Origin of the sequence: Pseudonocardia sp. Ae505_Ps2 (assembly GCF_001932425.1) — a bacterium.
Classification (GTDB): domain Bacteria; phylum Actinomycetota; class Actinomycetes; order Mycobacteriales; family Pseudonocardiaceae; genus Pseudonocardia.
The window spans coordinates 31,236-38,541 of the sequence record NZ_MCIP01000002.1 but is presented as its reverse complement, the minus strand read 5'-3'; the positions used below and the strand labels follow the sequence as shown (position 1 = coordinate 38,541).

The 7,306-nt window shown below is 65.5% G+C and carries 6 protein-coding genes and 1 pseudogene; 5 read left to right on the top strand and 2 right to left on the bottom strand.

Translation table 11 applies throughout. The annotated features are described in order from the left end of the window. A pseudogene (locus tag Ae505Ps2_RS32830) lies at positions 1-448 on the bottom strand (IS5/IS1182 family transposase); the annotation flags it as partial. 614 nt (positions 449-1,062) lie between these two features. On the opposite strand from Ae505Ps2_RS32830, the gene Ae505Ps2_RS28380 reads away from it, so the two are divergent. The 5 genes from Ae505Ps2_RS28380 to Ae505Ps2_RS28360 all read left to right on the top strand — a co-directional run bounded on the left by Ae505Ps2_RS28380 (position 1,063) and on the right by Ae505Ps2_RS28360 (position 6,897). Beyond that, the gene (locus Ae505Ps2_RS28380) at positions 1,063-2,277 is read left to right on the top strand and encodes an ATP-grasp domain-containing protein (protein ID WP_075313227.1); all 1,215 of its coding nucleotides are present in this window, start codon (positions 1,063-1,065) and stop codon (positions 2,275-2,277) included. A gap of 71 nt (positions 2,278-2,348) precedes the next feature. Beyond that, a complete protein-coding gene (locus Ae505Ps2_RS28375) occupies positions 2,349-3,134 on the top strand; it encodes a hypothetical protein (protein ID WP_075313229.1) in 786 nt (261 codons plus the stop codon). Beyond that, positions 3,131-4,492 carry a 50S ribosomal protein L11 methyltransferase gene (locus tag Ae505Ps2_RS28370; RefSeq protein ID WP_075554336.1) on the top strand — a complete coding sequence of 454 codons (1,362 nt, stop codon included), beginning with the start codon at positions 3,131-3,133 and terminating at the stop codon, positions 4,490-4,492. The genes Ae505Ps2_RS28375 and Ae505Ps2_RS28370 overlap by 4 nt, the downstream gene beginning before the upstream one ends. Before the next feature lie 15 nt (positions 4,493-4,507). Beyond that, on the top strand, positions 4,508-5,674 hold the full coding sequence (locus Ae505Ps2_RS28365; protein ID WP_139319123.1) for a GNAT family N-acetyltransferase: 1,167 nt from the start codon (positions 4,508-4,510) through the stop codon (positions 5,672-5,674). Beyond that, positions 5,674-6,897, top strand: a complete 1,224-nt coding sequence (locus Ae505Ps2_RS28360; protein WP_075313235.1) for an MFS transporter — start codon at positions 5,674-5,676, stop codon at positions 6,895-6,897. The genes Ae505Ps2_RS28365 and Ae505Ps2_RS28360 overlap by 1 nt, the downstream gene beginning before the upstream one ends. 91 nt (positions 6,898-6,988) lie before the next feature. Here Ae505Ps2_RS28360 and Ae505Ps2_RS28355 read toward each other — a convergent pair. Then, positions 6,989-7,306 (bottom strand): transposase family protein (locus Ae505Ps2_RS28355; RefSeq protein ID WP_139320281.1); only part of this gene is annotated, 318 nt, incomplete at its 5' end.

Here is a 7,306-nt window from a genome sequence, read left to right as displayed (position 1 = left end):
ATCCATCAGGTGCGGTGAGGACCTGGATGTTCCCGCCGTGGCGGCGGTGCTTGCCCGACCACCACAGGTCGACCCCGGGGGTGAGGCCGAGCGCGCGGCACCGGTCGGTGGCGATCAGGGTGCCGTCGAGATTCACGTGGGTGTGCCCGGCTGTGCGGGCGGCGAGCAGGGCTCCGTGCAGGCCGGGTGCGGCCGCGGCGAGGACGTCGATGCCTTCGTGCAGGTAACGGCAGGCCGTTGCAGTGCTGATCGCGTTGTCACCGGCCGAACATCGGACCCGGGTAGCATCACAGAACCAGCGGATCACCAGCACTGCCTGGGCGAACGGGGTCAACGCCCGCCGCCGGGTGCCACGTCGACGGCGTTGAAGGACCAGGAGCCGCGCCAGATAGGCCACGGTGCGCTCCCCGATCGGGAGGACAGCGGTGTAGGTGACAGGATCAGACATGCAGGACCTCGGTGACGGTGTCGATCTGTGCTGGACCGAACCGATCTACCGGGGTCCTGCCCCGTTCCCGCTCATCTCACCACCCTCGGCGTGTCGCCACGACCTGCCACCCCGCTACTGAGAACACCTCAGTGAGCCTTTGCCAACCTGACGTTGGCCCTGGTCAGAAGCTTGAGACGCGACATCGGAGGCTGGCGGAGTCACCGGGGTGACCTGCATCGACAGGGAACAGGCGGGCCAGCGGGCGGCCTCGGAGGACATCCACCCACCCCGTCCCAGCCAGGTTGGCAAAGGCTCACTGATGATGGTTACGCCCCGGACCGTCGTCTCTCAGCCATCGACTGTCGACCTGCTGGGGCCTGACCTGCAGTCCACTCCCGGAAGAGCCGGTTCCACGCCGGGTCCGGATGCCCGTGGCTTGAAATGCTCTATGTCACAGCTCTTCATGCCGTGATGGTCCGTCGTGTAGGTTCACCCTCCGGAGTTAGGGGGCCCCGCAAGGTGATAAATAGCATTTGGGGTGGAAGATGCTGCTGCCGAGGCTACTGCTTTTAGGTGCTGGCGATCCGGTTTACCGGGGATATTCACTCGAAGCGTTGGCGCGCAGCTTTCGGGTGACACTGCTCGACGCTTCCGCCAACGAATCGCAGAGAGCGGTTGTCGACAGACACGTCGCCATTGATCACCGCGATCCGGCAGTCGTTTCTGAGTATGTCCGTCGAAACCTCAACTGTTTCGATGGAATATTCACTTACGATGAGTTTGCCGTCGAGACAGCGGCAGAGGTCGGCGCAGGCGCTGGGTTTCGTGCCAACTCGATCTCGACCGCCCGTGCGTGCCGAGACAAGGCCGAGATGCGTGCGCGGTTGAAAACCGGCAACGTCCCGTCAGCCCGAAGCGTCCGGGTCGACTCCCGTGACGCGGCGCGTGCCGCAGCCCAGGAGCTCGGCTACCCAGTAGTGCTGAAGCCACAGGCACTCGCTGGGAGCATCGGCGTGATCCGGGTTGACGCCGACTTCGAGTTCGACGCTGCCTACGCCGTCGCCGCCAACTCTGGACACGGTGTCTATGGCTCGGCTGGTGGGCGACTCCTGGTCGAGGAGTTTCTGGATGGGCCGGAGATCTCGGTGGAGTGCGTGGTCCGAGACGGCGTCCCCGAGATCCTGGCTGTTACACGAAAGTCTCTCGGACCTGCACCGTACTTCGAGGAGATTGGGCACGTGGTCGCGCCGAGGGAGCCGGTGACTGCGGACGACTCGGCGATCGTCTCCGTAGTTCAAGCCACGCATGCTGCCGTCGAGATCACCTGGGGTGCGACCCACACTGAGCTGCGCCTGACCCGTACTGGACCGCGCGTGATCGAGATCGGAGCGAGGCCCGGTGGGGACCTGATTCCACTGCTCGTACGCCTGGCAACCGGACGGGATCAGGTTGTCGAGGCCGCCGCCGCAGTGTGCGGGGTGGACCTCCCTGCCATGCCCGAGGGGACCGAAGGAGGCGGGCTGGCGGCCGCCGCGATCCGATTCTTCTACCCCGCGGCGGAGAGCAGGCTGGTAGGCCTCTATCTGGACCCGAAGATCAGGTCCGCTCCTTGGCTGTACGCTTTCACGCGCGAGGTGGAACTCGGAACCGTGCTCCGAACGCCGCCGCACGCTTTCCTCGATCGCATCGGATTTGCCGTTGTCCGAGCGAAATCTGCCGACCGCTGTCAGCGGCACCTCGACAGCTTCGAGAGCGGACTGGCTATCACCTGCGATCCTTCCGCCGACGCCACCTGTTCACCTCCTGGTGGCACGAAGAAGGAAGACTCCTTGCCGACCACGTACTAATATCGATGTCGGCATGCGGCGAGTGATTCTTTCTCGCCCGCATTCGTGAAATAGAGGAACGGAGGAGAGGCATGCCTGTAGTCGCCACGATCCGGGAGTCGCTGGATACCATCCGTGAGGTCACTGACGAGCACTTTGCGTCTGAGGCGATGCAGTCGCAGATCTTCGATCTGCGTCGCAGTTATCAGGAGACCGACTTCGCCGAGATTGTCGGATTTACCCCGCCTGGGGTATTCGACGTCGCTTTCGGCGAGGTCGAGGAATTATTCAACAAACAGGCGAAGCGGCGCGACATCGTCGTCGCCCAGAGCGGCCACACTCCGCGTAAGTACTCCAACCTTGACCGTGACGCGCTCGCGGCTGGCTGCACCGTCGTTCCGGAGTTGTTCCACAGCCGCGGGCTACGAAGCTACCTCGAGCAGATCGTCGGTGAGACCGTCTTGCCGGTTCCTTACACTCCCGAGGAGTACATCGCTGCCCGGCTGCACGAGGCCGGAGACGTGCACGGATGGCACTGGGACGACTACACCTGGGCGCTCGTTTGGATCTTCAAGATCCCGGACGAGACAATCGGCGGCAGTGTCGATTTCATCGCGCGCGCCCCGTGGGACCGTGAGAACCCGCGGGTAGACGAACTCGTCGCGAAGGGTCCGGTGGTCCGCCGACACCCGGGGGTCGGCAATGCGTACCTGCTCAAGGCCGACACCGCGTTGCACCGGGTCGCGCCGCTTTCCGAGGACGCCGAGCGTATGATCGTTTGCTACACATTCGCCACCGAATCGGACCTGACTCGGCCCGTTGACCATTCCAGCATGGAGGACCTGTACCCGGAGACCCACGAGCGGCACTTCGGATGATCGTCGTGTCCCCCGCGGTTTCTACTGTCGCCGAAGTGCTCCGGGGAGTAGACCTGCCTGGTCTGCTCGACGGGCGCCGTCGTGGGTGTCTCAATACGTGGGAACCGTGGCTCGCTGGGGAGGCGCTGACCGACGCCTCCCCAGCGGGGGCCGCGCCATACCCACGTGACGAGCTGGCTCGACTGCTGCACATTGGCCTCGACATCGGGCATTCGTCGATCCGTGACGATATCGGGCGCGCGTTGGTCGACGCCGGCCTCGTGACATCCAATGGCGGCGTCTACCGCACCGGGCGGTGGCGCCTGAGCGCTTTCGCCGGGCTGCTGATCGCCGCTGACCGCGACTACAGCACCGAGCACGAGGTCCACTTGGGCGAGGACTCACTCCAGTTCACTCAAGCTGTCCTCGCCGCGACACCGCGGGACGCCGTGCTCGACATCGGCTCCGGCTCCGGGGTCGCGACGGCGGCCGCCGCGCGGACCGCGGGTTCGGTCCGCGCGATCGACGTCCTCCCAGACGCGGTGCGGGCCACCGAGATGACTTGCGCGCTCAACCCCGGCGGCGCTGAGGTCACCACCGAGGTTCGGCATTTTTCCGACGTTGACCTTGCCGAGTTCGATCACGTGATAACGAATCTTCCGGGCGTCCCCGTGCCCTCCGGGATGCCCTACCCGACGGCCGGGAACGGTGGCCTGGACGGACTCGACCTGATCCGGACGTTCTGGATGCAGCTGGCCGCAGGACCGCCGCGACGGGTGACGATGCGGTTTCAGAGCATGGGCGAAGCCGAGCCCGAGGTGCTCACTGAACTCCGCGAGATTTTTCCGCAGCACGCGATCTCCATCGCCGCCGACTCCGCGGTGCCGATGCGGCTGCGGGACGCAATAACCGCAGAGCGGATCGCCAGCATCACCGGAGCTGACCCGGATGACATCGTTGACCAACTGTCGGGCACGCGTCGGACCGACGGTCGGACAACGTACTTCTGCTCGACTATGAACCTCGCCCCCGGCAGGCCCGGGATCGCCTACGCAGCACCGCTCACCAGGCTCGACCTAGACCGTCTATGGCGGCCTGGCCCGGTCCGCAAGATCCACGACACGGCCGTGTGGACGGATTACTGCTCGCGACTGCGGCTGATGCCCGACGAGTTCTGGTCGGTCCAGGGGGAGGAGCACGTGCGCACCGTGGGCCGCGACATGCACGCTCTCGGTGGTGAGCTCTCCACGGGGAAAGCGCCAGCTGAGGTGGCGGCCGCGCGCATCCCAGCTGGTCCCGCCGCTCAGGCAGGCCTGGAATTGGCCGTCGCGCTCCTAGCTGAGGTACTCGAGGACATCGGGATCCTGCGCCCCCGGTAGATGTAAGGAGTGACAGTGGTTTCAGGCTGGACCGTGCACGACTCGATGAACGACGTGGATGCCGGGGAGTGGAACGATGTCGTAATCCGAGCGGGAGGGTCGGTCTTCCACAGTCATCAGTGGCTGACGGCGTACGAGACGGCGCCGCCGGCGCCGTTGTTCCATGCCCGCCACTTCTGCCACCGGACCGACGGCCGCCTCGATGCCGTCGCGCCGTTCTACGAGGTGCAGGAAGACCCACACTACGTCGGTTACGGCCCCGATTACGACTTCGACCACCCGATCCTGCACACGCGGATGCTGGTCGGGCACTCGTGGTACTCATACTTTAACGGAGTCTGCTCGGTCATCGACCCCGCAGAGATCGTCGACGACCTGGTCGGCGCCGTGGGTGAGGTCGCGACCCACCTCGGCGTGCCTGTCTTCGGCTTCCCCGGGGTCCCCGAGTCCGACCCGCTTGGCTCCGAGCTGGAGAAGCGTGGCTTCAGCCCCGTCTACACCGAAGCAACCAGCGGCGTCGACTTCGCGGGCACAGCGCAGGCGCACCTGGACACACTGCGGAGCCAGAAGTTCCGCCGGGAGTTCCGCAGGCTGTCTACGAAGGCGCTCAGGTCGGGCGCGCACATCCGAACGACCATCGAGTCCGGCGACGTCGAGCGGTTCGCGAAGCTCGTCGAGGACGTGTGCGCCCGACACGGGGTCGCGACGATCAACCCGCCGGAGAACCTGTACAGCATCTTCGAGAATCTGCGTGAGTACGTGTATTTCGTGAGCATCTGGCTGAATGATGAGCTGCTCGGCGGCTTCGTCCTGATGCACTTCGAAGAAACGCTCTACGCCTGGATTGCAGGACTCAACTACGACCACCATAAAGAACTTGGTACCTACTACGCGCTATACGCTCAGACCCTGCAGCTGGCCGAACGCCTCGGCGTGAAGCGGATCGAGATGGGCCGTAGCATGTACGGCTTCAAGGTCCGGATGGGATTCCACCCGCAGCCGTTGGTCAGTTGGTTCACTGGCGTTGGCCCGGACGGTCGCGAGCTCGTCCGCGAGGGAATTGCCAGCCTGGATCAGCACTGCCGCACCCGCAGTCGGATCGCAGAAGCGTACGAGAGTAACAAGCTGGAGATCCCCGAGACGTTCACCGGGCCGCCGCGATTCGCTGTGGGCGGCGCCTAATGGCGGCGGGATTGCGGGAGCGCCTGTCCTTCTGGCAGACGGCGTTGCTGGGCGGGCTGGCCCTGGGCACGATCTTCGGGCTAGTCGAAGGCTTCTCGCTGTTCTCGCTCGCCTTCACCCGCGATCTTGGAATTACCCGCGGTGAGGCATCGAGCATGTACTCGGTCTACTTGCTATGTAGCGCGCTGTCGGCACCGCTCGTGGGCAGGTTCGTCGACTGGTACGGGCCAGGGCGAGCCGTGCCCGCCGGGTTCATCATCGTCGGCGTGGGACTCAGCGTGGCGTCGCGGGCGACGGCGCTGTGGCACTTCTATGTTCTGTACGCCCTCGTCCTCTCGACAGCGACGACCGTGCTGATCGTCGCCGCCCAGGTCATGGTGTCGAACTCGTACCCGACCGAGTTCCGCGGCCGAGCGCTCGGCCTAGCCTATGCGTGCGTTGGGCTTGGGAACTTCTTGTTGTTCAACCTGCTCGGCCAGATCATCTCCGCATACAGCTGGAGGGTCGCCTACCTGGTCGCCGGGATCGTCGCCGGCGTCGTCGCGCTGGCGTTCCTCATGTTACATCGACGCACACTCACCTCTGTTCGAACCGACGGGCCTGACGAGGCCCCGGCAAGAACCGTTGGGATCGGTGTTGTTTTGGCTTTCCCAGCGTTCTGGTTCCTGTTCATCGCCGCTGTAGCGGCGAGCGTGCTCGACTTCGTTGTCTTCCAGCACCTGGCACCATTCCTGGTGACCTCCGGCTACTCGGTGGCTTCCGCCGGGTTCATTCTCAGCATCGCGTCGCTTGGCTACATCGCGGGACAGCTCACCGCTGGGGCAGCATCGGACCGGTGGGGGCGGGAGCGCGTCGGGGTGACCGCTGGGTTGGCCTACATCGTGCTGCTCATCGGGGCCGCGCAGCTTCCGGCGCAGTGGTTGGTCGCAGTCCTGTCTGCCGGGCTGGGCCTCGTGGTTGGCGGTGTGATCGGTGCCCGCAGCGCCGGAACCGGCGACATGTTCGCGGGACCTGTACTCGGGCGGGTATCCGGCCTCGTACAGGTCGGTAGCGCGCTCGGCGCCGCGGCCGGAACCTGGCTGGGCGGCATCGCGTTCGACCTCACCGGGGGGTACGGACTGATGTTCGGCATCGCATCCGTCACGGCGCTCGTGTGGTGCGCCACCTTCGTCGCGGCCGCACCGCGCCGTGGGCACCGACTGAACCATGAGATGATCACTTGATCATGATGATGGACCAGCCCACAAGAGCCGAAGTCCGCCCGGTGGCCGCCTGCGATCCAGAGGTCGTCGCACTGAGCCTTTGCCAACCTGATCAAGCGTTGGCGATCATGAGGCTCTGAACTGCGGCGATGAGGTCGCCGGCCCGGTTGGGGCTGGATCGGATCTTGCGCAGGATCTTCCAGTTCTTCAGCTCGGCGTTGGCCCGCTCGCCGGGGCCGCGGCGGCGGGCGTGCGCGGCGTTGACGGCCTTCTGGTTCGTCGACAGACCTCGGTAGCGGCCGGTGTCGGGATCCTTGCGGCGGCGGCGCTGCGGGACCGCGACGGTGGGTCCGGCGCCCTGGTAGGCGGTGTCGGCCGCCGCCGGGATCTCATGCTCGGTGAGGGCGTCGATGATGCCGTGCTCGCGAGC